This is a genomic window from Iodidimonas sp. SYSU 1G8, from assembly GCF_039655775.1.
GTDB lineage: Bacteria > Pseudomonadota > Alphaproteobacteria > SMXS01 > SMXS01 > RI-34.
In genome coordinates, this window is record NZ_JBBYXJ010000002.1 from 765,708 (window position 1) to 788,606 (window position 22,899).

Sequence of the window (22,899 nt, forward strand, 5' to 3'; positions counted from 1 at the left end):
CGTCGTTGCGGTCAACCGCCATCCGCGCCCGACCATGAAAAGGTGTCCTGCGGGTGATTGAACGACCTGGCTATCCCAGTTGGGAGGAGCATCGCATTGCTGCGCTGCACCGGTACGACATTCTGGATACGCCGCCCGACGGCGCCTTCGACCGGATCACCGCGATGGCCGCCGATCTGTTCGATGTGCCGATTTCGATCATCAGCCTTGTCGATCAGGACCGCATCTGGTTCAAGTCGCGGCATGGCGTCGATACCGTGCAGATCGACCGCGCGCCGGGCCTATGCGCGTCCGCCATCCTGCAGGGCGAGCCATGGGTCCTGACCGATGCCCGCCGCGACGTCCGCTCCCTGACCAATCCACTGGTCGCGGGCGAGTTCGGGCTGCAGTTCTATGTCGGGGTACCGCTCCGAACGACCGATGGCTTCAATCTGGGCACGCTCTGCGTCATCGACCGTGAACCACGCGCGATCACCGAACGGCAACTGGCGCAACTGCGCAATCTGGCTGCCATGGTCATGGACCAGATGGAACTCCGGCTCTCGGCCCGCAACTCCATCGACGAGCTCTCGCGGGCCGTCGCCGAGAAGGAAACGGCGCTGCGGCGCGCCGAGGTGTTGGCCAAGGAGGTCGATCACCGGGTGATGAACAGCCTGCAACTCGTCGCCGCGCTGCTCAGGGTCCAGAGCCGGGCCGTCGATGACGCCCACAGTGCCGAGCAACTCAAACGCGCGAGTGGCCGGGTCATCGCGGTGGCGAGGGTGCACCAGCATATCTACCTCAACAACCAGGGCGATGTCGGCGAGTGCCGCGATTATCTTACCCGGCTCGGGCATGATCTGGCGGGCATGCTCGGCACCGGTGAGCATGCCCGGATTGTCGTCGATTCCATCGAGGCACGGGTCGCCATCGATCGTCTCGTGCCCTTGGGCATCATCATGAACGAGCTGGTGACGAATGCGTCGAAACAGGGCGCGAGGACGATCCGCGTGACATTGCGTCATGCTGATCCGGACCGTTACCTCCTGCGTGTCACCGATGACGGGCCCGGCCTGCCCGACCATTTCGACAGCACCGCGACAGAAGGCCTCGGCATGAAGGTGGTCGGCACCCTGGTCGAGCAACTGGGCGGCGAACTGGTGCTGGCCCACGCGGACGATCTGGGCGGCGCCAGCGTCGGCGTGCTCTTTCCCGTGCGTTCGCCGGATGAGACGATCATTCCCTAGGGTCGGCGCGGTTTCGGCGTGAAGTCGATGAACAGGTTCTGCTTAATGCGCAGGGCGTAGTTCGGAAGGTGCCGGAAGGTATTCTCCGGCGCCAGGCGGAAGTCCTCGATTCTGTCGATGAAGGCCTTGAAGCCCCAGTAGAGTTCTCGGCGGGCAAGTGGCGCGCCGAGGCAATGATGCACGCCCGAACTGAAGCCCAGATGGGCGCCGGCGTTCTTGCGCTCGAGATCGACCTCGTTCGGACACTCGAACTTCTCCGGGTCGCGGTTCGCCGCCGCGAACCGGACACACACGATGCCGCCCCTGGGGATCGTAACCCCGTGCAGCCTGACCTCCCGGGTGGCGAGACGCGTCAGGCCCTGCACCGGGCTCTCGAGCCGGACCACCTCTTCGCAGAAGGTCTTCAGATAACGCTCAGGGTCCGATTTCAGCCGATCCCAGACAGCGGGATTCTGGCCCAGCAGCATGAGTCCGCCGGTGAGTGCGTTGGTCGTCGTCTCCGACCCGCCGACAAACGTGTCCTGCATCATTTCGGCGTGGAGCTCGTTGTCGGTCAGCGGGCGACCCCATTCCGGGATCACCGTATTCACCAGGTCCGACAGCAGCGTTCCGTCGGGCTCCCGGCGAAGGCGCTCGAAGATCGGTTGGAAATAATGCTGTGCCTCGATCTCTTTGTCGGCCGACCACAAGGCTTCGTCCTCGGTCAGCCCGAAGCCGCGGCCTCGAATCCAGGCATCGGTCCACTCCTTGATCCGCCACACATCCTCGTCCCGCGCGCCCATCTGGCGGCAGATGATGATCAGCGGCAGCGGCACGGCGTACTGGCTGACGAATTCGCAGCGTCCTTCGTCGACGAACCGGTCGATCAGGTCGTAGGCAAGCGTTTCGACGAACGAGTCGATTTCCCTGATCTTGCCGGCGGTAAAGGCCTTGTCGAACATGGCGCGCATCTGCTTGTGCTCGGGCTCGTCGCGGCCGGCCAGCGAAATGCCCGGTACCCATCCCTTTTCCAGATATCTGTCGTGGATTCGCCTGGCGAGGCCGGTGAGATTTTGATGGTCCTCCCCGGGACGCTTGTTCGAGAAAGTCTCCGTGTCCCGAAGGATCTGGCGCAGGTCCTCGTACCGCGTGATGTTGTAAACGCCGGTCAACGGGTCGAGCCACACGGGCGCCTGCTCGCGCAGCAGGTCATAGGTCGGGTACGGACAGTCCAGCACCTCGGGATCGGCGAGCGCAGCCTCGTCGAGCGTCCTGGGGCGCACGGGGTTTTCCATCCGGTTGATCGGAGACATGGCTTTCCTCTTCCGCTCTGTTCGCCGGGGCATCCCGCCCCGGTGCTCGAGTGGCCAACCTTAGCGGCAGGAAAACGGGCTGCCGCCTGTGTGATCTGACAGGTCTCGCCAGATCACCCTGCGTCTCGACTGGCCGCATTGGTGCCAATTCTGGTGCAGAGGATGGATTTCGAGGTTCAATAACGGGACACATTGAGCCATGCTTGGCCCCGTGCATTCGAGCAAGGATGGTTCTGGAATGATTGTCATTCCGCTCCCTGACGTCTCCGATCCGGCGGGCGCCCACGCCCTGGATACCTATGCCAGCCGGCGAGGCTGGGCTGGCTACATCTGTTCCGTCGAGGACGCACGGGCCGGGCAGGGCGCCGAACCGGCAGTGGCCGGCGCGGTGTCGTCGTCGGCGTGCCGGCTGATCGAGCAGTATGGCGAAAAGGGTTTCGCCGAGACCGATCCCGTTCAGGGGTGGGTCCGGGAACATACCGTCCCGGTCATCTGGACCGTCGATGAGTTCCGGAGTTCCGGCGATCAGCGGCAGCGAGACCTCTTCTCCCTGGTCGCGGATCACGGGTTCAAAAGCGGCGTATCCATTCCGTTTTTCGGCCCGTTCAATATCCGGGGAACGCTGGTCGCGCTCGATCGGGCCGACAGCATCAACATGGACAGGGCGATCGAAGAGGTAAAGGAGTCGGCGCCGATCGGAAATTCGCTCGTGACCTGCGCCTGCAGGCAGACCCAACCGGCCTCGCCCTCCCTGACAGCGCGAGAGCGGGAATGCATGCGCTGGGTGGCGATGGGAAAGACGTCCTGGGAAATCGCGCTTATTCTGAGCATCAGTTCCCGGACGGTGGATTTTCACGTGCAGAACGCCATGTCGAAGCTGGATGCCACGTCCCGGCAGCAGGCCATCTACAATGCGATGAGCCTGGGGATTTTGAACGCGCCCGTGTCCGGCGCCAGACCGGGCGGTCCGCTCCTGTTCTAGTTCGTCGGTCTCGTCGACGGCCTCGGCCCCGGCCTCCAAACCCTCGTAAATCTATCAGGTAGTCACCCCTGCATGGGCCACTCTACCCTTTCTCGGCGTCGCGCGGGCGTCGCGGGAAATATTCCCATGATTGACGCGCAGATAACGGGGGAAGGAAACAATGAACAAGCACGCAGGGCTTGACCATAAATCATGCCGGGGAAACGGTTGGCGATCGGTTTCACTGATATTGTCTGTCGGCATCTGGTCGGCGGTACTGCCAATAAAGGCTTCGGCACAGGAAGGCGCGGACACCAGGCGGGTCGCAGAGACGGTGACGGTGACGGCGCGCAAACAGGTCGAGACGCTCCAGGAAGTGCCGGTGACCGTATCCACCGTCGGCGGGGCGGATATCGAGCGCTTCAATTACGATCAGGTCTCCGACATCACGACCCGCATTCCGACGCTGAGCGTGCAGACGGGAGGCTCTGGTTCCGGCGCGTCCATGAGTTTGCGCGGCGTCGGGTCATCCTACATCTCGGCCGCGTTCGATTCCGCGGTGGCGCTCGATTTCGACGGCATGCAGGTCAGTTCCATGCGCGTTCTGCAATCCGCCTTCGTGGACGTCCGCCAGATCGAGGTGCTCAAGGGGCCGCAGTCCCTGTATTTCGGCAAGAGCGCGTCGGCCGGCGTCCTGTCGATCAAGTCGGCGGACCCCACCGATGAATGGGAGGTCGGCGGCAAGGTGGCCTACGAGTTCGAGGAGCGGGGCGTTACGACCCAGGCCTATCTGTCGGGGCCGCTCAGCGACAAGGTCGGCATCCGGCTGGTGGCGCGCTACAACAATATCCACGAGGTCTATCTCAACAGCGCACCCGTCGCGGACCCGCATCGCGGCGAGCGGAACATCAATGTCCGTGCGACACTGGACTGGGAGCCGACCGACGATTTCGACGCCAGCCTGAAACTCAACTACATCCGGCATGCCAATGATGGGGCGATCCAGCGATCGGCATTCGACTGCGGCGCGAACGGTGTGCCGGACCCCGTTTTCCTGCTCAGCGGCGCGGTGGTGCTTCCGGCGGGCTATGGCTGTGATACGCCTGGCGGCAGGAAAACCTTCTATCTCACCGATCCCGCGCCGCCGCTTTCCGTCCAGGCGCCCAGCGAGGGGCCGGACCAGAATGGCGGGGTCCCTTATGGCCGGTCGACCATCTTTTTCGGCGTGCTCAAATGGGATTGGCAGCTGAGCGAGAGCCTTTCTCTCTCCTCCGTCACCGGCTACATCGACCAGTCGGCGCAGGATCTCGACGCCTACAGCTATGGCGGTGTCGTCGGCGGTGTCAGTTATGGCGCGGGAACCGGCCTGACCGACAACCAGCTGCGTCAGTTCAGCCAGGAGTTGCGCCTGCGCAGCGATTTCGATCACTGGTTCAACTTCATGGTCGGCGCCTTCTACGAAGACCGGCACATCGAGTTCAACACCAGCCAGAACGCCGTGAACATCTCGTTCTTCGGCCCCGACCCGGTGACCGGCAACACCTTCGACTGGTTCAAGCAGCATCCGACCGATACGCGTGCGATCTCGGTTTTCGGCAGCGCCGCCATCAACTTCACCGATCAGCTCGAATTGTCCGGCGGCGTGCGCTGGACCCATGAGAAGAAGGTGAACCATATTGTCGTGCCCTATGTGCACGCGTTCCTTGCGGGCACGGGCGCCTTCATCCAGAGCGGTTTTGACTCCGGTCCCATCGAATTCCGCGACAGCAACATCTCGCCGGAGGTGACGCTGAGCTACAAGGCGACCGACGACCTGAACTTCTACGCTTCCTACAAGGCCGGCTTCAAATCGGGCGGCATCGACAACAGCGCGCTGCCGTCGTCCAACCTGCTCGGCTTCGCCAGTTCCGATCCCGCCGTGCGCGAGGCGACGGCCGATGCGCTGATCTATGGCTCCGAGACGGCCAGGGGCGGCGAGGTCGGCGTGAAGTCGCAATGGGCGGACCGGACGCTGACCCTGAACCTGTCGGCCTTCTATTACGTGTTCAAGAACCTCCAGGTTCAGAACTTCGACGCGGTCGCCATCCAGTTCCTGACCACCAATGCCGGCGAGGTCACCTCGAAGGGACTGGACCTGGACTGGCGCTGGGAAACGCCGGTGCAGGGACTGAGCTTCTACGGCTCGATGACCTATCTGGACACCAAGTATACCGCGCCGTTCGATCCCAACCCGCTCGACGGCATCGATGCCAACCTGCAGGGAAGGCAGGGCCTCCAGGCGCCTCACCTGGCCGGCAACGCGACCGCGGACCTGCGGGTGCCGCTGGGGAATGCGTGGGAGTTCGGTCTGACCGGAAGTGCCCAGTACAGCGGCTCCTACTTCACATCGTTCGACAATTTCCGCCAGAAGTCGTTCTGGACTTTCGACCTGGCCGCTTCCATCGGCGATCCCGACGGCAGCTGGCAATTGGCGGTCATCGGGACCAATCTCGCGAACAAGCGGTACCTCAACAGCAGCGGGCCACGCCCCTTCCTGCAGGGCGGCGTGGGCGACGATATCATCCGCACCTATTCTCGCGGACGCCAGATATCGATCGAGGCATCGTTCCGGTTCTAGGCCTTCTGGCGCGGGCTACATCCGGCCAGCCCATGGCGCTGGCAGGGATCAAGATCACAACCCCTCGGCAGGTTTCCGAGGGGTTGTTTTTTTGTGGTCGCCGCCGGGATGAGGCCATGCCTTCCGATGGGCCATGATCGCTCATGCGCATGGCAAGGCGACAAGGCCTCTCGGCGTCGCTGTGACACGATCTTCATTAGGAAGTTGTTTCCGTCCGTGACGGAAAGCCTTCGCGAAAAGGCTTTTATTGGAGCGGGCGATGAGATTCGAACTCACGACCCTAACCTTGGCAAGGTTATGCTCTACCCCTGAGCTACGCCCGCGCTCCGTTTGCACCCTGGGGTGCAGGCGGCGGATATTACGCATTGGTTTCGGCTTTGCAACCCCAATCTTTTCAGAAAATTTCACCTTTTTCCGGTGCCGCCGATACGCGGCAAACCTTGACGGCAGGCTTAATTTCACCACCTCATTGTGCTAGGTCACGCCCAGCGCGGAAACCGGGGCATTCGGCGACTCCCGCCCCCATAACGAAACCGGAAGGCAAGCATGAGCACGTTGCAGGCGCCGCAAGGCGAACTGGTGAAAGACTCCGATACCGCCCGATTCATGGCGGATGTGATCGAGATGTCGCGCACGGTGCCGGTCATCGTCGATTTCTGGGCGCCATGGTGCGGCCCGTGCAAGCAGCTGGGCCCGGCGCTGGAAAAGGTCGTCAACGGCTTTGGCGGGCGGGTGCGCATGGTCAAGATCAATGTGGACGAAAACCAGCAACTGGCCGGTCAGCTCCGGGTGCAGAGCATTCCGGCGGTGTTCGCCTTCCATAATGGCCAGCCGGTCGATGGCTTCATGGGCGCGTTGCCGGAAAGCCAGGTGAAGCAGTTCGTCGAACGGGTCGCGGCGCTGTCCGGTCCCGGTCCCATCGCAGAACTGCTGGAAGAAGCCCGCGCCGCGGCCGAGGCCGGCGATCATGCGACGGCCGAGGCGGTCTACCGCGAAGTGCTGGCGGCCGAGCCGGACAATCTGGATGCCTATGCGGGCATGATCGCGGGACGACTGAAAACCGACGATATGGAAACCGCGCGCCAGATGTTCGACTCGCTCGATGCCGAAACCCAGGCCCGCAAGGAATTCGCCGGCGTGCGCGCCACGTTCCAGCTTGCCGAACAGGCGGGCGACGCGGGTGACGTGGCCGAACTACGCGCCAAGGTGGATGCGGACCCGGCCGACAGCCAAGCCCGTTTCGACCTGGCGCTGGCGCTTGTCGGTGCGGGGCGGAACGATGAGGCGGCCGCCGAACTGCTTCATATCGTGCGCAATGACCGGGCCTGGAACGAGGATGGCGCGCGCAAGCAGCTCATCACCCTGTTCGAGGCCTGGGGACCCACCAGCCCGCTGACGGTGCAGACCCGCAAGGCGCTGTCGTCGCTGCTGTTCTCATGATCCAGGACTGGACGCAGCTTCCCGATATCCTGCCGGTTTTTCCGCTGACCGGCGCGCTGCTGCTGCCGCGCGGCGCCCTGCCGCTCAACATCTTCGAGGCGCGCTATCGCACCATGATCGAGGATGCGCTGAAGGGGCGGCGCGTGATCGGGATGGTCCAGCCCCGTACGCTCGAGTCCGAGTCCCAGGAGCCGCCGGTCTATGACATCGGCTGCGCCGGCCGGCTCACGGCCTTCCAAGAACTGGAGGACGGCCGCTATATCATCACCCTGACCGGCATCCGCCGGTTCCGGATCGTCGAGGAATTGGCCCGGACCACGCCTTACCGCCTGTTCAAGGTGGACTACGCCGGCTTCATGCGCGACTTCGAGCCGGAAACGGCCCATTCGGCGAACCGGGACTACTTCCTGAAGCTGATCCGTCAATATGTGGATCTACAGGGATACCAGGTCGACTGGGACATGATCGAGAACACGGATACGGAAACCCTCATCCACGCCTCATCGACGCTGGCGCCTTGGGCGCCGAATGAGAAGCAGGCGCTGCTGGAGGCGGCCGATATCGAGCGGCGTTACCAGACGCTGATCGCGCTCTATGAAATGGCCATCGCCCAGGCCGCCGGCACCGGCGGTTCATTGCAATAGGAGGCGTCGCGATGCCCTCATCCAATGAAATCGATCCCAAACTATTGGAAATCCTGGTCTGCCCGGTGACCAAGGGGCCGCTTCACTATGACCGCGAGGCGCAGGAGTTGGTCAGTCGTCAGGCCGGGGTCGCGTTTCCGATCCGTGATGGTATCCCCATCATGCTCATCGACGAGGCCCGCAGCCTCGATCCGTCGTGACCGCGCGCCCTTGGCCCGCCGACCTCCGCTTCCGGCAGGAGGAGCGGCTGCTCGAGATCGATTTCGAGGATGGCAGCCGTTTCAGCCTGCCTTACGAATTGCTGCGCGTGGAAAGCCCGTCCGCCGAAGTGCAGGGCCATGGCGGCGATCAGAAGATGATCGTGCCGGGCAAGAGGAACGTCAACGTCACCGGCGTCGTGCCCACCGGGAATTACGCCGTGCGCATCCAGTTCGATGACGGTCACGATACCGGCATCTACAGCTGGGACTATCTCTATGATCTCGGCACGCGGCAGGATCAGGTCTGGCAGACGTACCTGCAGGCGCTGGACTGGAAGGGGCTGAAGCGGGACTGACCCGCTTTCAGTCGGTGGTGAAGGGCGGCTTGGGCGCGTACTGGATCACCTTCTGCGTCATGTGGCCATGCGCGGCGCCGAAGCGCTCTCCGGTCAGCCACAGGGCCATGTCGATTCCCGCCGATACGCCGGCCGAGGTGACCACGTTGCCATCGCGCACATAGCGCTGGTCCCGCACCATTTCCCCGACACCCCCGATCGCCGCCAGCTCGCCGAACGCGGCCCAATGGGTCGTGACGCGCTTGCCCTTGGCGGGGCCTGCGGCGACCAGCACGAACGCGCCGGTACACACGCTGGTGATCCAGGTGCAATGAGCGGATTGACGCCGCACGAAGTCCAGCATGGCCGGATTGCCGACCTCGCGCCGCGTGCCCTGGCCGCCCGGAACCAGGATGATGTCCAGGTCCGGGCAACTGGCGAAGGAATGATCGGCTTCCACGCGCATGCCCTTGGCGCAGCGCACCGTGGCGCCGGTTTCGGATATGGTGAAGATCTCGTCCGGCGCGGGCTGCTTTTGCCACTCGAAGAGCTTGTTGGCGCTGGTCAGTACCTCCCAGGGGCCAACGAAATCCAGTTCTTCCGCGTCGTCAAAGAGAATGATGCCGATGTTCACGGTTGGTCTCATGATGGGTTGGCAGCCGCCGGAAGCGGTCGCGATAGGCTTTGGGCCCGACGCCGAGGCGCCGTATGAAGGCACGGCGCATGCGCTCGGCCGCGCCGAAGCCGCGCTCGCTGGCGATCTGCTCGATGGACCGCGCCGTATGCTCGAGATCGCGCCGCGCCGCTTCGGTCCGGGCGCGTTCGACGAACTCGGCGGGCGTGGCGCCTGATTCGGCGTGGAACACCCGGGCGAAATTTCGCTCCGACATGCCGGCGCGCGCGGCGAGCGCCGTGACGGTGAGATCGGCGCCGGGATGATCGACGATCCAGGAAAACAGCGCCGCCAGCCGGCCGCCCTGATGCGCCTGCGCCTCGAGCTGCGCGCTGAACTGGGACTGTCCGCCTGGCCGGATCATGAACAGGACATGCCGCCGGGCGATCTGGACGGCCACATCGTGCCCCCAGTCCTCCTCGATCAACGCCAGGGTGAGGTCCATGCCGGCGGTGATTCCGGCGGAACTCCAGAGATTGCCGTCGCGGACATAGAGCGCGTCGGGATCGATCCTGAGATCGGGGAAGGCCCGCGCCATCAGCGCGCTCGCGTTCCAGTGAGTCGCGACCCGGCGCCCGGGGATCAGGCCGGCACTGGCGAGCAAGGCGATTCCGCTGCAGATTGAAACGATGCGCCGGGCTCTGGGCGCGGCACGCCTGAGGAAGGCAAGGTACCGTTCATCCCGCATGGCCTGCATGATGCCATCGCCGCCGGAGACGATCAGCGTATCGAGACGGGCGAGTTCATCATCACCAATGTCATTGAACGCACGGTCGATGACGAGCTTGAGGCCGCTGGTCGTGTTGATATGGCCGCCTTCGGGCGCGGCCAGAGTCAGTGTGTACGCCGATGCCCCCAGGTCGTTCACCGCCGACAGGATCTGCATCGGACCGGTGATATCGAGCACCTGCGCCTGCTCGAACCCGATCATGATGACGGTACGTGGTCGTGACGCCGACTGTTCCATGAGTGTGCCTCCGCTGCGCAGCGTAGGCGAAGCGGACTTTGGCTGGAATGACAATCACCCCACTATTTCCGCCATGGCAAAAAAGTGGGCCGCCTGCTCTCGCGGACGGCCCAGTCACAGGCAAAGGATGGAGGGAGTGGAAGGTCAGGCGATCTCTTGCTCGATGACCTTGGCGCCCGACCCATTGATGGGAATCTGGCGCGGTTTGCGCTCTTCCGGAATTTCGCGCACCAGGCTGACATGCAGCAGGCCGTTCTCAAGCGACGCGCCGGTCACCTTGATGGTGTCCGCCAGATGGAAGCGGCGCTCGAAGGCGCGCTTGGCGATGCCGCGATGCAGATAGACCGGCTGTGGAGCCTGTTCGGTCTCGCTGCCTTCCGCGGTCTCTGGGTCCGCTTTCGCGGCGCGGCCGGAAATGACGAGCACGTCGTCCTTGACCGTCACGTCGAGCTCGTCGTCGGTAAAGCCGGCCACCGCCATGGTGACGCGATAGTTGTCATCCCCGAGCTTTTCGATGTCGTAGGGGGGATAGCCGCCGTCGCCGTTAAAGCGCGTCGCGCTATCCAGCATCCGCACGAGATTGTCGAAACCCACGGCAGAACGCATCAGGGGATTGGTGTCGAATACACGCATCTTACTCTCCACGATTGAGCAATAAGGATCATATGGCCCACCGAAGTCGGACCGGTGTCTTGCGTCGGGCCCGTCAGCGGCACCCGACGAATGCTCATTTGGGAAAGGTTCGAGACTGTTCAAGAGGGGAAACGGGCTTTCTGAAATAGACACGGTGAAAGCCATCTTCCTCGCCCCGGTGGATCTCGGTGAAACCCAGGGAGCGGTAGTAGCTGATGTTCTCGATCATCAGCACGTTCGTATACAGCTCGATCGCGGCCAGACCGCGCGCGACCGCTGCTGTTTCGGCATGCCGCAGCAGCATCCTGCCCAACCCCTTGCCCCGTGCTTCCGGCACCACCGCCACGGTCTCCACATGGACGTGGTCACCGCGCGGATGGAAGACGATCACGCCCGTCACCTTGTCGCGCACCGCCACGTGGACCTTGCCGTCGGTGATCAGGCGCGCATGGTCCGTCTGCAGCGGCGCGGGCAACTTGCCGAGCCGTTCCACATAGGGCGTGTACGCCGCGCGGACACAGGCGATCACCGCGTCCAGATCGGCGGGTTCAGCGGGCCGGATGTCCATGCCGCACCTCGCTCAGGGCCTGATAGACGAGCGCTTTCAGGTCCTCGCGCAGTGGCAGCGTTCCGGCCGGGTATTGCTGCGTGACCAGAAGGGCGATCAGGTTCTCGCGCGGGTCGATGAAGAAATAGGTGTTGGCCGCGCCGGCCCAGTTGTACTCGCCCACCGACCCAGGCAGTTGCGAGCGGCCCAAATCCTCCAGCACGGCAAAGCCAAGGCCGACTCCATAGCCGGGCATGAAGGATTGCAGCGACGCCGTCTGATCGCGGGCAAGCTGGCCGGTGGTCATCAGCTCGATGGTCTTGGGTGACAGGAGGCGCTTGCCGTCCAGTTCACCGCCATTGAGCAGCATCTGGCAAAAGCGCAGATAGTCATCGGCGGTGGAGATCATGCCGCCACCGCCCGAGATAAGCTTGGCGTCGGCGCGAAATCGCGTGCGTTGCAGCGCCTCCGAAACCGGCCGAAGGCCGCCCTCGGGCGCCTTTTCGTAAAGCGCGGCGAATCGGTCCACCTTTTCCTCCGGCAACGTGAAGCTGCTGTCGGACATGGCGAGCGGCTCGAAAATCCGCTGTTGGACGAACCGGTCGAAAGGCTGTCCCGAGACCACCTCGACGAGACGCCCGAGAATATCGGTCGACACACCGTAATTGTAGGTCGTGCCGGGCTCGACGGCGAGGGGGAGCGAGGCGACCAGCCTGCTGAACTCGGCGAGGGTGCGGTCCGGCCGCTGGACCTGTGCGGCGTCATAGAGCTTTCCTACCGGAGTCCGCGCGAAAAGCCCGCCGCCATAGGTCAGGCCGGACGTGTGGGTAAGCAAATGATGGACGAGAATCGGGCGGGCGGCCTTTTCCGTCTCCGGCCCGTCGCCGACCATCACGCGGGCATCGGCGAATTCGGGCAGGTAATCGGCCAGTCGGTCGGTCAGGCGCAGCTTGCCTTCCTCGACCAGCATCATCACGGCGACCGCGGTCACCGGCTTGGTCATGGAATAGAACCGGGCCAGGGTATCGGCGCGCATGGGGCGCGCCGCCTCCATATCGGCCATGCCGGCGGAACGCTCGTAGGCAACCTTGCCATCGCGGGCGATGACGACCGTCACCCCGGCCAGTGTCTTGTCATCCACATAGCGCTGCAGCGCGGTATCGATTCGCGCGAGACGGTCCGGCGCGAAGCCGAGCGATTCCGGCGGTGATGCGGGCAGCCCGCTGGCCGCGGCCGGCGCGGCAAGAAACAGCAGGACCGCTCCCAGGCGAAGCGGTTGCATGAGTCGAAAATTCATCACGGCCCCCATTCTCGGGCCGGTCTCCCCAGACCGGCGTAATGGAGGCATTATGCGCGTGACCGGCTTCGCACGCGACGGCAAAAAGAAACGGCGCCCGAAGGCGCCGTTCCAAAACTCTGCGATTGGGCCGGATTAGAGGCCGAGATTCGCGAAGCGCTTGTTGAACTTGGCCACCTGGCCAGTTTCAAGGACGCGCTGCACGCCACCGGTCCAGGCCGGGTGCGACTTGGGATCAATGTCGAGCGTCAGCGTGTCGCCTTCCTTGCCCATCGTCGAACGGGTGTTGAAGGTCGTGCCATCGGTCATCACGATCTTGATCGTGTGGTAGTCCGGGTGAATGCCGGTTTTCATCTTCAGCTCCGGTGAAAGTCGAGGGCGCTGTATAGACGAGCCTTCGGTGCTTCGCAACCCCGATATACGGCCTTTTCCGCCGCGCATGCCCGTTGCCTTGGCGGCGGGCGCGGGCTAACCCTTGCGAGGGAAGAATAGCGGGGATGGCGATGATCGATATCTACAAAGGCATGGCGAACACCTGGGAATGCGACGAGAACGGGCATCTCAATGTCCGTTACTACGCCGCCAAGGTGGGCGAGGGGCTGGCCAGTCTCTGGCATGCCATCGGCCTACCGCGCACGGCACGGCGTGCTTCGGGCCTCGAAATGGCCGTCGTCGACCAGCACTTGCGCTTCCTGCGCGAGATGCATCCGGGCTGGGGCCTCTATGGCCGCGCCGGCTTTCTCGAGGTCGGCACCGATCACGTTCGTGTTTATGTGGAGCTGCTGAACGGCCATACCGACGCCGTGTCCGCCACCTTCAACATGCTGATCGTCTCGCGCGACCGGAAAACCGGCGTGCCCATGCCGCTGCCTGGCCCCGTGCGCGCCCGTGCCGAAGCACTGATGACCGACCTGCCGGCCCATGGTGCTCCCCGCAGCATCGACCTCGGCCCGCCCGGTATCTTCGCCGCTGGCGCGCCCACGCTGGCGCAAACCGAAGGCATGGGCCTGATCGAGATCACCCGCGGCGTCGTCCAGCCTATCGAGTGCGACGAGGGCGGCCGCATGCGGCCCGAATTCTACATCGGCAGGATTTCTGACGGCGTCGTGCACCTCAGCCGCCATTTTCGCCCGGTCGAAACAGGCAAGGAGCGGTCCACGACCCGATATGGCGGCGCGGTCCTCGAATACCGGCTCCGCTTCAACAAGCCGCTGCACGAAGGCAACATCGTCGTCGTCCGCTCGGGCCTGAAACATGTGGGCGAGAAGGCCAACCACATCATCCACTGGACGTTCAACGGCGAGACCGGCGAACTGGTCTCGGCCTCCGAGGCCATCGGCATCACGCTGGATCTTGAGGCGCGCAAGGTCGTCCCCATGCCCGAAGACAGGAAGCGCCATCTCGAGACGCTGGTGGTGCCCGGGCTGACCGCGTAGTTCCAAGGTGGAAACTTTCGCGGCCACCAAAGATTATTGGCGTATCGGGATCACCGCCGCCATGATCCTGGTTGGCGCTGGTGACGCGCGGGGAGCAGACACGTCAGCTTCTGTCGATCCTCATCTGGCTCTCCGCGAAGCAAAGTTATCCGACGTGCTGGCAATGCGACTGGCCTCCTGTTGGCTGCCTCCATCGCCCTATGGGCATCACCCTGTGCCCGTGACCATCAGGGTTGAACTCAACAGGGACGGGACTCTCGCCAAGCCACCACTCGTGGTGGAAAAGGAGCTTCTGGCGCACGATCCTGAATTTCGGAAGGCGGCGACCAATGCCCTGGATGCGCTTCGAACCTGCTTACCGCTAAAACTGCCCGCCGAAGAATACGAGCTCTGGAAAGAGGTAGAACTTCGGTTTGATCCGTTTCTTTCAGTCCCGTTAGATTTGTCTCCTCCGGAAGTGCACGAGTCGGTTTTGAACGGACCCCGCCCTTGATCGGTGGCCTCGCCGCGGTGCTTTCCTCTTCCAATGAATACGCGCCTGATAGTGACTTGCAGGGCAGGGCACCCTATGTTTCGCACTCGGACGACGCGAACAGGGAGTGTGGCGATGCGGCGGTGGGGCAGTGTGGTGGCGGGGCTTTGCATGGCGGCGATCTGCGGATCGGCGGCCGCCAGTGAGGTGAACGTCTATTCCTACCGCCAGCCCGAGCTGATCGAGCCCCTGTTCAAGGCGTTCACCAAAAAGACCGGCGTGAAGGTCAACATGGTCTATGCCCAGGCAGGCCTGCTGGAGCGCCTCAAGGCGGAAGGCGCCCGGTCGCCGGCTGATATCGTCCTGTCGTCCGACCTCACCCGCCTGATCGAGGTGGTCGATGCGGGCCTGTCCGCGCCGGTGCAATCGCCGTCGCTCGTGGCCGCCATTCCGGCGCAGTACCGCGATCCGGACGGCCGCTGGTATGGCCTGACCATGCGGGCCCGCATCATCTATGCCTCGAAGGAGCGGGTGCCCGTGGACAGCATCCGGTCCTATCTGGACCTCGCCAAGCCGGAATGGAGGCAGCGCATCTGCACGCGTCCCGGCGATCACCCCTACAATCTCGGCCTGATCGCCGGCATGATCTCGCGGCACGGCGTCGACAAGACGCGGGCATGGCTGCTGAGCGTGAAGGCCAATCTGGCGCAAAAGCCCCAGGGCAACGACCGCAGCCAGGTCAAGGGCATCCATGAGGGCCTGTGCGACGTGTCGCTGGGCAACACCTATTACATGGGCAAGATGCTTGCCGACCCGAAGGAGACGGCCTGGGCGCAGTCCGTCTACATGGTGTTCCCCGACCAGAACAGCGGCGGCACCCACGTGAACATCTCGGGCGCCACGGTTCTAAAAGCAGCGCCCAACCGTGCCGAAGCGGTCAAGCTGCTCGAGTTTCTCGCGACCGAGGAAGCACAGCGGATTTATGCCGATGCGAACTCCGAGTATCCGGTGCGCCAGGATGTCGCTCCCTCCGCCCTCGTCGCCGCCTGGGGCAAGTTCAAGGCCGACACGGTCGGCCTCGCCGATGTGGCAAAGCTGCAGGGCGACGCGCTTCGACTGGTCAACGAAACCCGCTTCAACGACGGTCCCTGACGCGCCGCGCGTGCACACCAGCTGATGCAGGACTCCGGGACCTACCAGCATCGCCCGAGCCGTCTTGGCTCGGGTTTCACCATCGCCGTCGCCGGCGTGGTGGCCCTGCCGATCCTGTCCGTGTTGTGGAGCGCCGCCGAAAGCGGCTTCAGCCCTAACTGGGCCCATCTCTGGTCGACCGTGCTGCCCGACTATGTGGCCAACACGCTGCTCCTCTCGTTCTGGGTGGCGCTGGGCGTCTCCATCGTCGGCGTGTCGACGGCCTGGCTGGTGACCATGTGCCGTTTTCCCGGCAGCGGCTTTTTCGAGTGGGCGCTGGTGCTGCCGATGGCGCTGCCGGCCTATGTGGTCGCGTTTCTGTTCACCGACCTGCTCGATTATGCCGGCCCGGTGCAGAAGGCGCTGCGGGACTGGTTCGAATGGCGGACGCGGCGCGACTACTGGTTTCCCGAAATCCGCTCGCTCGGCGGCGCGGCCTTCGTCATGACCATGGCGTTCTATCCCTATGTGTATCTGCTCGCCCGCTCGGCCTTTCTCGAGCAGTCCCATGACGCGTGGGAGGTTTCCCGCACGCTCGGCGCCAACAGCTGGCGGGCGTTCCGGCGCGTCGCCCTGCCCATGGCCTGGCCGTCCGTCGTCGTCGGGCTGGCGCTCGCCCTGATGGAAACGCTCAGCGACTACGGCGTCGTCAGCTTCTTCTCGGTCCAGACCCTGACCAATGGTCTGTTCAATGTCTGGCTCGTGCTGGGCGACCGGGCCGCCGGCGCGCAGATGGCGCTGATCCTGCTGGTGTTCGTGGTGGCGCTGGTGCTCATCGAGCGCCGCGCCCGCTCACGGCGGGCGTACTTCGCCCTGTCCAGCCGCGCCCGGCCCGGGACGCCGCAGGCGCTCGGCGGAATGGCGGCGGCCGTGGCCTGCATCGTGTGCGCGCTGCCCGTCCTGATCGGGTTCGTCCTCCCGGTCTGGCTGCTGCTCGACCTGGCATCCGAGCATGGCGCGGGACTGCTGACACCTGAATTCCTGACGGTGACGCTGCGCAGTCTCCTGCTGGCCGCCGCTGCCGCCGCGCTGGCGGTGACCGTGGCGCTCGGCATGGTCTACGCGGCGCGGATCGGCCTCTCGCGTGCCGCCCGTGCCGCCGTGCGAATCGCGTCCTTCGGCTATGCCATCCCCGGCGCGGTGCTCGCGATCGGCGTTCTCATTCCCTTCGGCGCCATGGACAGGCTGATCGGTACGCTCCTGCAGGGCGCCTTCGGTATCTCGACCGGCCTGCTGCTCAGCGGCACCGTCTTCACCCTGCTCGCCGCCTATCTGGTCCGGTTTCTCACCGTGTCCCATGGCACGCTCGAGGCTGGCCTGCAGCGCGTGCGCCCGACGCTGGACATGGCCGCGCGCACACTCGGGCGCGGCCCGGTCGCTACCTTGGCCAGCGTGCATCTGCCCATGCTGCGCGGCACGGTGCTGACCGCGACGCTGCTCGTCTTCGTCGATGTCATGAAGGAGCTGCCGGCCACGCTGGTGTTGCGGCCGTTCAACTTCGAAACCCTGGCCACGTCGGTCTACACGCTGGCCTCCGACGAGCGCTATGGCGAGGCGGCGCTGCCGGCGCTGGCGCTCACCCTGGCCGGACTGATCCCCGCCATCCTGCTTAGCCGGGCCATCGCCGGTGCGCGCCGGACGCCGGCCCTGACCGAGGCAATCGCATGAGCGCGGCGCTTGATTTCGAGAACATCCGACATGGGTTCGCGGGCAAAGCGGTGCTCGACGGGCTGACGCTCCACGTGCCCGAGGGCAAGGTCACCTGCTTGCTGGGGCCGTCCGGCTGCGGCAAGACCACGCTGCTGCGCATCGCCGCCGGGCTCGAACGGCCCTGGTCGGGGCAGGTCCGGCTCGGCGGCCGCGACGTGGACGGCGCGGCCGGTCACCTGCCGCCCGAGGATCGTAATGTCGGGTTCCTGTTTCAGGATTTCGCCCTGTTCCCCCATCTCACCGTGCTCGACAACGTCGCGTTCGGCATCCGCACCGGCAGCCGTGGCCAGCGGCGCGACCGGGCGCGTGATCTGCTGGGCCGCCTGGGTATCGCCGACAAGGCGGGTGTGTACCCGCACCTGCTCTCCGGCGGCCAGCAGCAGCGGGTCGCGCTGGCAAGGGCGCTGGCGCCCGATCCCGTCCTGCTGCTGCTGGACGAGCCCTTCTCGGGACTGGACACGGTACTCCGGCGCGGCATCTACGACGAGTTGCGCCTGCTGCTCAACCAGACGGGTGTCACGGCGGTGGTGGTCACCCACGATCCGGTCGAGGCGATGGTGCTGGGCGACAGGGTCGTGCTGATGAACCAGGGCCGGATCGAACAGCAGGGCGTGCCCGAGGATCTTTACTTGAAGCCTGCCAATGCTTTTGCCATGACCTTCCTCGGCGAGGCGAACCTGCTTCCCGTCCGGGTGGACGGCGGGCGGGTCGAGACGCCCCTGGGGCGCGCGGCGCTCGGCGCGACGGGCGCCGTCACCGCGCTGATCCGGCCGGAACATATCCGTGTCGCCGCCGCTAGCGCCGATGGAACGCCCGCGCGGGTGGAATCGCGGGTCTTCGTGGGCCGGGCCACGCGGCTCAGGCTCGTGCTCGACGACGGCACCGTGCTGACGGCCGAAGTGCCGGGTGTCGTCGATGTCGCGCCGGGCTCGGCTGTCACCGTATCAGTCCAGGCGGCCGACATTCACGTCTTTCCAGGCGACTGAACGAACGCCCGGTTGATTCACCCGCGCGGCTGGGTGATCCTGCCTGTCTGTGCACACGCTGGGGAGGGTGGCCGCCATGGAGTTTCCGCAACCGAAATTCGTCCAGACCAACGGCATCCGCCTTGCCTATTACGAGATGGGCGAAGGCCCGCCGGTGCTGCTGTGCCATGGCTTTCCGGAGCTGGCCTTCTCCTGGCACCGGGTGATGCCGCGCCTTGCCGCGGCCGGCTTCCGCGCCATCGCGGCGGATCAGCGCGGTTACGGCCACACGGACTGCCCGCCCCGGACCGAGGATTACGGGGTCACCCAACTGGCCGCCGACATGGCAGGACTGCTGGACGCACTGGGCATCGACCGCGCGGTCTATGTGGGACACGACTGGGGCGGTCCCGTGGTCTGGTCCTCGGCGTTGCTGCGGCGCGCCCATGTGGCCGGCGTCATCGGCGTCAACACGCCCTACCGGCCGGCACCGCTCATCCCCAAGGACCCGTTGCAGGCGCTGCGCGAGGAATGGGGCGACGATCAGTACATCGTCAACTTTCACAACAAGGGTCCCGACAACCCGGACTCGTCCGACGCCAAATTCAACGCCCATCAGGAGAAGCTGTTCACCGGCCTCTACCGCAAGGCCCTGTTCAGGATGAGCGACTTCCAGGCCCTGCCGAAGGAAAAGCGCATCCTGACCATGGAGAACCTGGTGTTCGCCGAAAACCCGCGCGGCGAGTTCGTCCTCACCCAGGATGAACTGGACTATTTCCTCGCCGCCTTCCGCCGTACCGGCATCACGCCGGGCCTGAACTGGTACCGCAACATCTCGGCCAACTGGCGCGCGACCAAGGATCTCGACCCGAACATCGACGTGCCCTGCCTGATGATCGAGGCGACCGACGATCCATCCGGCCCGCCCGGCTGTTCCGAGCCGATGAAGCCCTATGTGAAAGACCTCGAGGTCGCGGTCCTCGCGGACTGTGGCCACTGGACCGGCCACGAAAAGCCCGATGAACTCTGCGACCTCATGATCCCGTGGCTCAAGCGCAAATTTGGGTAGGGCGTCGCGCGCCGCTTACGCGCGCAGATCGCCCTGCCAGCCGTTGCGGTGCACGAAATCCTCGACCGGGCGCCGGGCAAGCGGGCCGAAATTGATCGCGGGCCAGCCGACCGGGATGAACGCGGCGATGTAGACGTCGGCCGGAATGTGCAGCAACTCGCGCAACTCCTTCTCGCAGGTGTTCTGGTACGTGGTGAAGCAGGTGCCGAGGCCCAGCGCCCGCGCCGCCAGCAGGATGTTCTGGGCCGCCGGATACAGCGCCGACCACACGAACTGCTCCGTCGGCGCCTGCGGGGGATAGACCTTCTTGCCGCAGACCAGGATGATCGCCGGGATATCACCCAGCGTCTTCGCCATGTTCACCGTACCTTGCAGCATGCGGCGGGTGACGTCGTCCAGCGCGTCGAGACCGCCCATGCTCTGCTGGATCGCGCCGACGGTTGCGTCCATCACGGTGCTGATCTTCGCGGACAAGGCCTGCTTGATGGTAGCGTCCGTCACCACGATGAAGTCCCAGCCTTGCGAATTCCCCGGGCTGGGCGCGCGGGTCGCGGCGTACAGAATCTTGTCGATCATCTCGTCCGGTACCGGCTCCTTCGTGAAGAAGCGGATCGCCCGGCAGGTTTCCATCGCCTCGAAAACATCCATTATCGTCTCCCCTCATGAACGCGGTGCCAGTCTACCCCAATTTTTTTCAATGAATCAGAACCGGGGCCGTGCTGCGCCGTTGATTACCGGCGGTCGGTATCCCACAGTTTAGGGGCCGACCATCGGAAGGCAAACAAACCTGGAGGGCTGGAACATGAAAAGCGAAAACCTGAAGAAGCTTGCGGTCTTGGCGCTGGTGACCATGGTCGCTGCCTGCAACACGGTGCAGGGCGCGGGCAAGGACGTTGAAAGCGTCGGCAAGGCCGGCGAGCGCGCCATCGACAGCGCGAAGTAATCGGGACGCCGCCCGGGCCATCCCGCGCGGGCGGCGTTTGTTTCGGCGATGGGTAGAACTTAACCGCCGCTCCGGCGTTGTTTGCCTGGAGCCGTCATCCTGCACCACAGGAATTCGGCCATCCGCCACATATCAACCTGGAGTGCAGGACCATGACATCAGACACCATCAAGAAGCTGGCCATCCTCGGTATCGTCGCGGCGCTGGGCGCCTGTAACGCCGTTCAGGGCGCGGGCCAGGACGTGGAGAGCGTCGGCAAGGCCGGCGAGCGCGAGCTCGACAAGGCGCAGGATCGCCCGGCCGACACCAGCAAGTAACCCGACATGAAAAAGCCGCCCGCTTCCCTTCGGAGGCGGGCGGCTTTCTCTTGTTCGTGATCAGTCCGCGTAGCCGGGATTGGCGCGGTCCAGCTTGCGCAGCAGCGCCGGCCAACCGATCTTGGCGGTGCCGCCGTCGAAGCTCCACTGCACCATTCCGGCTGTATGCTCGGGCACACCCTGGTTCGGCAGGTTGAGATGCTCGACACCCGCCGACAGTGCCTTCACCTGATAGGTGCAGGCACGCTCCAGATAATAGAGGCGCATGAAGGCATCGGCGCAGCTCTTGCCCATGGTCAGCAGGCCGTGATTGCGCAGGATCATGCAGTGCTTGTCGCCCATGTCCTCGACCAGCCGCTCGCGTTCGCTGTGATCCAGCGCGACGCCTTCATAGTCGTGATAGGCGATGTCGCCCCATAGGACCATGGCGTTCTGGGATACCGGCAACAGGCCGTGATCCTGTGCCGCGACCGCCGCGCCATCCGGCGAATGCGTGTGAATGACACAGTTGGCGTCCGGACTGTGTATGTGCATGGCGCTGTGGATGGTGAAACCGGCGGCATTGACGTAGTGCGGCGTCGAATGCTGCGGCCGGCCTTCCAGGTCGATCTTCACCAGGCTCGAGGCGGTGATCTCGTCGAAGCCGAGACCATAGGGATTGATCAGGAAGTGATGTTCCGGGCCCGGCACGCGCGCCGAGATGTGGGTGAACACCAGATCGTCCCAGCCATAGAGCGCGACCAGGCGGTAGGTCGCGGCCAGATCGACGCGAACCTGCCATTCCGCCGCGGAAATCGACTCGCGGTCGAAGGGCGGCAGGTTCTTGCGGTCGACCTTCATCGCCACGGATTGTTGCGTTGCCATCTTTATCTCCAGAGTCCCTGAGTTGCGCGCATTGTGGAACCGGGCAGGCGGGGCGTCAACCGGCGCGCCCGCACGGCCCGGGTGCCTTTTAGCCGTCAGAAGTCGACGACGAGGCGGAGCGGTTCCCCCTTGAGATAGCGCGACAGGTTGCCGAGGAAAACCTCGTCGCCGCGGGCGATGTTCATGGGGCTGTCGGCGGCGCAGTGGGCGCTGAGCAGCACGCGCGGGTGATCCCAGAACGGGCTGTCGGTCGGCAGCGGCTCCTTCTCGAACACGTCGAGTACGGCCACCGACGGCTTACCCGCGTCCAGGCCGGCGAGCAGCGCGGCTTCGTCCACCAGGCGGCCGCGCGCGATGTTCACGAACACCGCATCCTCCTTCATGGCGGCGATGAAGCCCGCGTCCACCAGCTTGTCGGTTTCGCCCGAATGCGGCGCGGCCAGCACGACCACGTCGGCGCGGGGCAGCGCTTCGATGATCCGATCAGGCGTGATCATCTCGTCGGCGGGATCGTTTCCATCGGGCGTCCGGCGCACGCCGATCACGCGCGCGCCAAAGGCGCGGGCGCGGATGCCGATCTCGCTGCCGATGGCGCCATAGCCGATGATCAGCCAGGTACTGCCCCAGACATCGCGAAATTCGTGGCGCTTCCACTCGTGGGCGGCCTGTTTGGCCGCGCGGCCGGCGGTGTCATGGAACGCCTCCAGCGTGCGCGCCAGCACGAATTCGGCGATGGCGATGCCCTGCGCGTCGCTGCGTGTCATGATGGTGCCGGTGGCGGCGACCTTGGTGAAGATGGGATGGTCGAATCCGGCGGCGCCGGACTGGAACCATTTCATGTCCTTCGCGGCGGTCAGCAGGCCGAAATTGAACCGTCCCGGCCCCTTGATGTAAAGGTCGGTCGAGGCCCAGGCGATCTCGAAACGGGCGTCCTCGGGGGCGACGGGCTGACCGTTCAGCGTCAGTGTTTCGTTCTGGTGGATCAGCAACGGCGTGACGCCAGCGGGCATGCGGTCGCGGATGCGTTCGTAAGCTGGAGCGTAGATCAACAGATTCATGCTATTTCTCCCTCGACTCGCTTGATATCAGGACCAACCCGA

25 protein-coding genes and 1 tRNA gene are annotated in these 22,899 nt (G+C 64.7%); 15 read left to right on the forward strand and 11 right to left on the reverse strand.

Features of this window, described 5'->3' with window-relative positions; all coding sequences use genetic code 11:
- The first annotated feature begins 53 nt into the window (after positions 1–53).
- On the forward strand, positions 54–1,226 hold the full coding sequence (locus WJU17_RS14625) for a histidine kinase dimerization/phosphoacceptor domain -containing protein (protein ID WP_346328139.1): 1,173 nt from the start codon (positions 54–56) through the stop codon (positions 1,224–1,226).
- Here WJU17_RS14625 and WJU17_RS14630 read toward each other — a convergent pair.
- Positions 1,223–2,518, reverse strand: a complete 1,296-nt coding sequence (locus WJU17_RS14630) for a cytochrome P450 (protein ID WP_346328140.1) — start codon at positions 2,516–2,518, stop codon at positions 1,223–1,225. The genes WJU17_RS14625 and WJU17_RS14630 overlap by 4 nt on opposite strands.
- Before the next feature lie 238 nt (positions 2,519–2,756).
- Between WJU17_RS14630 and WJU17_RS14635 the strand changes: the two genes are divergently transcribed.
- Entirely contained in the window at positions 2,757–3,500 is a 744-nt protein-coding gene (locus WJU17_RS14635; RefSeq protein WP_346328141.1) for a LuxR C-terminal-related transcriptional regulator, read from the forward strand.
- A 319-nt stretch (positions 3,501–3,819) separates the two neighbouring features.
- On the forward strand, positions 3,820–6,096 hold the full coding sequence (locus tag WJU17_RS14640) for a TonB-dependent receptor (protein ID WP_346328142.1): 2,277 nt from the start codon (positions 3,820–3,822) through the stop codon (positions 6,094–6,096).
- A 248-nt stretch (positions 6,097–6,344) separates the two neighbouring features.
- Here WJU17_RS14640 and WJU17_RS14645 read toward each other — a convergent pair.
- A tRNA-Gly gene (locus WJU17_RS14645) sits at positions 6,345–6,419 on the reverse strand.
- 223 nt (positions 6,420–6,642) lie between these two features.
- Between WJU17_RS14645 and trxA the strand changes: the two genes are divergently transcribed.
- The 4 genes from trxA to WJU17_RS14665 are packed head-to-tail and all read left to right on the forward strand — an operon-like array spanning position 6,643 to position 8,736.
- Complete coding sequence (trxA, locus tag WJU17_RS14650; protein WP_346328143.1) at positions 6,643–7,536, forward strand: thioredoxin; 894 nt, start codon at positions 6,643–6,645, stop codon at positions 7,534–7,536.
- Complete coding sequence (locus WJU17_RS14655; protein ID WP_346328144.1) at positions 7,533–8,180, forward strand: LON peptidase substrate-binding domain-containing protein; 648 nt, start codon at positions 7,533–7,535, stop codon at positions 8,178–8,180. Before trxA ends, WJU17_RS14655 begins: the two co-directional genes overlap by 4 nt.
- Before the next feature lie 11 nt (positions 8,181–8,191).
- Positions 8,192–8,380 (forward strand): Trm112 family protein, encoded by a 189-nt coding sequence (locus WJU17_RS14660; RefSeq protein ID WP_346328145.1) that lies wholly within the window; start codon positions 8,192–8,194, stop codon positions 8,378–8,380.
- Complete coding sequence (locus WJU17_RS14665; RefSeq protein ID WP_346328146.1) at positions 8,377–8,736, forward strand: DUF971 domain-containing protein; 360 nt, start codon at positions 8,377–8,379, stop codon at positions 8,734–8,736. Before WJU17_RS14660 ends, WJU17_RS14665 begins: the two co-directional genes overlap by 4 nt.
- A gap of 7 nt (positions 8,737–8,743) precedes the next feature.
- On the opposite strand, the gene WJU17_RS14670 is transcribed toward WJU17_RS14665, so the two are convergent.
- From WJU17_RS14670 to rpmE, 6 genes are all read right to left on the reverse strand, one after another.
- A complete protein-coding gene (locus tag WJU17_RS14670; RefSeq protein ID WP_346328147.1) occupies positions 8,744–9,349 on the reverse strand; it encodes a DJ-1/PfpI family protein in 606 nt (201 codons plus the stop codon).
- A complete protein-coding gene (locus tag WJU17_RS14675) occupies positions 9,324–10,355 on the reverse strand; it encodes a DJ-1/PfpI family protein (RefSeq protein ID WP_346328148.1) in 1,032 nt (343 codons plus the stop codon). The genes WJU17_RS14670 and WJU17_RS14675 overlap by 26 nt, the downstream gene beginning before the upstream one ends.
- A gap of 144 nt (positions 10,356–10,499) precedes the next feature.
- Positions 10,500–10,988, reverse strand: a complete 489-nt coding sequence (locus tag WJU17_RS14680; RefSeq protein ID WP_346328149.1) for an Hsp20 family protein — start codon at positions 10,986–10,988, stop codon at positions 10,500–10,502.
- Positions 10,989–11,082: 94 nt separating this feature from the next.
- A complete protein-coding gene (locus WJU17_RS14685; RefSeq protein ID WP_346328150.1) occupies positions 11,083–11,556 on the reverse strand; it encodes a GNAT family N-acetyltransferase in 474 nt (157 codons plus the stop codon).
- Entirely contained in the window at positions 11,537–12,817 is a 1,281-nt protein-coding gene (locus WJU17_RS14690) for a serine hydrolase domain-containing protein (protein WP_346328151.1), read from the reverse strand. The genes WJU17_RS14685 and WJU17_RS14690 overlap by 20 nt, the downstream gene beginning before the upstream one ends.
- Before the next feature lie 150 nt (positions 12,818–12,967).
- Positions 12,968–13,186, reverse strand: a complete 219-nt coding sequence (gene rpmE, locus WJU17_RS14695) for a 50S ribosomal protein L31 (protein WP_346328152.1) — start codon at positions 13,184–13,186, stop codon at positions 12,968–12,970.
- A gap of 143 nt (positions 13,187–13,329) precedes the next feature.
- Between rpmE and WJU17_RS14700 the strand changes: the two genes are divergently transcribed.
- From WJU17_RS14700 to WJU17_RS14725, 6 genes are all read left to right on the forward strand, one after another.
- A complete protein-coding gene (locus WJU17_RS14700) occupies positions 13,330–14,268 on the forward strand; it encodes a thioesterase family protein (protein WP_346328153.1) in 939 nt (312 codons plus the stop codon).
- A 7-nt stretch (positions 14,269–14,275) separates the two neighbouring features.
- On the forward strand, positions 14,276–14,761 hold the full coding sequence (locus tag WJU17_RS14705) for a hypothetical protein (protein WP_346328154.1): 486 nt from the start codon (positions 14,276–14,278) through the stop codon (positions 14,759–14,761).
- Positions 14,762–14,875: 114 nt separating this feature from the next.
- A complete protein-coding gene (locus tag WJU17_RS14710) occupies positions 14,876–15,892 on the forward strand; it encodes a Fe(3+) ABC transporter substrate-binding protein (protein ID WP_346328155.1) in 1,017 nt (338 codons plus the stop codon).
- A gap of 24 nt (positions 15,893–15,916) precedes the next feature.
- Positions 15,917–17,599 carry an iron ABC transporter permease gene (locus WJU17_RS14715; RefSeq protein WP_346328156.1) on the forward strand — a complete coding sequence of 561 codons (1,683 nt, stop codon included), beginning with the start codon at positions 15,917–15,919 and terminating at the stop codon, positions 17,597–17,599.
- Entirely contained in the window at positions 17,596–18,627 is a 1,032-nt protein-coding gene (locus tag WJU17_RS14720) for an ABC transporter ATP-binding protein (protein WP_346328157.1), read from the forward strand. Before WJU17_RS14715 ends, WJU17_RS14720 begins: the two co-directional genes overlap by 4 nt.
- A 76-nt stretch (positions 18,628–18,703) precedes the next feature.
- On the forward strand, positions 18,704–19,675 hold the full coding sequence (locus WJU17_RS14725) for an alpha/beta hydrolase (protein ID WP_346328158.1): 972 nt from the start codon (positions 18,704–18,706) through the stop codon (positions 19,673–19,675).
- Between the two features lie 15 nt (positions 19,676–19,690).
- On the opposite strand, the gene WJU17_RS14730 is transcribed toward WJU17_RS14725, so the two are convergent.
- The gene (locus tag WJU17_RS14730; RefSeq protein ID WP_346328159.1) at positions 19,691–20,323 is read right to left on the reverse strand and encodes a nitroreductase family protein; all 633 of its coding nucleotides are present in this window, start codon (positions 20,321–20,323) and stop codon (positions 19,691–19,693) included.
- A 154-nt stretch (positions 20,324–20,477) separates the two neighbouring features.
- Between WJU17_RS14730 and WJU17_RS14735 the strand changes: the two genes are divergently transcribed.
- Positions 20,478–20,618 (forward strand): entericidin A/B family lipoprotein, encoded by a 141-nt coding sequence (locus WJU17_RS14735; RefSeq protein ID WP_346328160.1) that lies wholly within the window; start codon positions 20,478–20,480, stop codon positions 20,616–20,618.
- Between the two features lie 152 nt (positions 20,619–20,770).
- Positions 20,771–20,935, forward strand: coding sequence for an Entericidin EcnA/B family protein (locus WJU17_RS14740; RefSeq protein WP_346328161.1), 165 nt, complete (start codon positions 20,771–20,773; stop codon positions 20,933–20,935).
- Positions 20,936–20,995: 60 nt separating this feature from the next.
- Here WJU17_RS14740 and WJU17_RS14745 read toward each other — a convergent pair whose 3' ends face one another.
- Positions 20,996–21,799: a class II aldolase/adducin family protein gene (locus tag WJU17_RS14745; RefSeq protein ID WP_346328162.1), complete on the reverse strand. Its 804-nt coding sequence runs from the start codon at positions 21,797–21,799 to the stop codon at positions 20,996–20,998.
- Between the two features lie 95 nt (positions 21,800–21,894).
- Positions 21,895–22,857 (reverse strand): D-2-hydroxyacid dehydrogenase, encoded by a 963-nt coding sequence (locus WJU17_RS14750; RefSeq protein WP_346328163.1) that lies wholly within the window; start codon positions 22,855–22,857, stop codon positions 21,895–21,897.
- Positions 22,858–22,899: the final 42 nt, after the last annotated feature.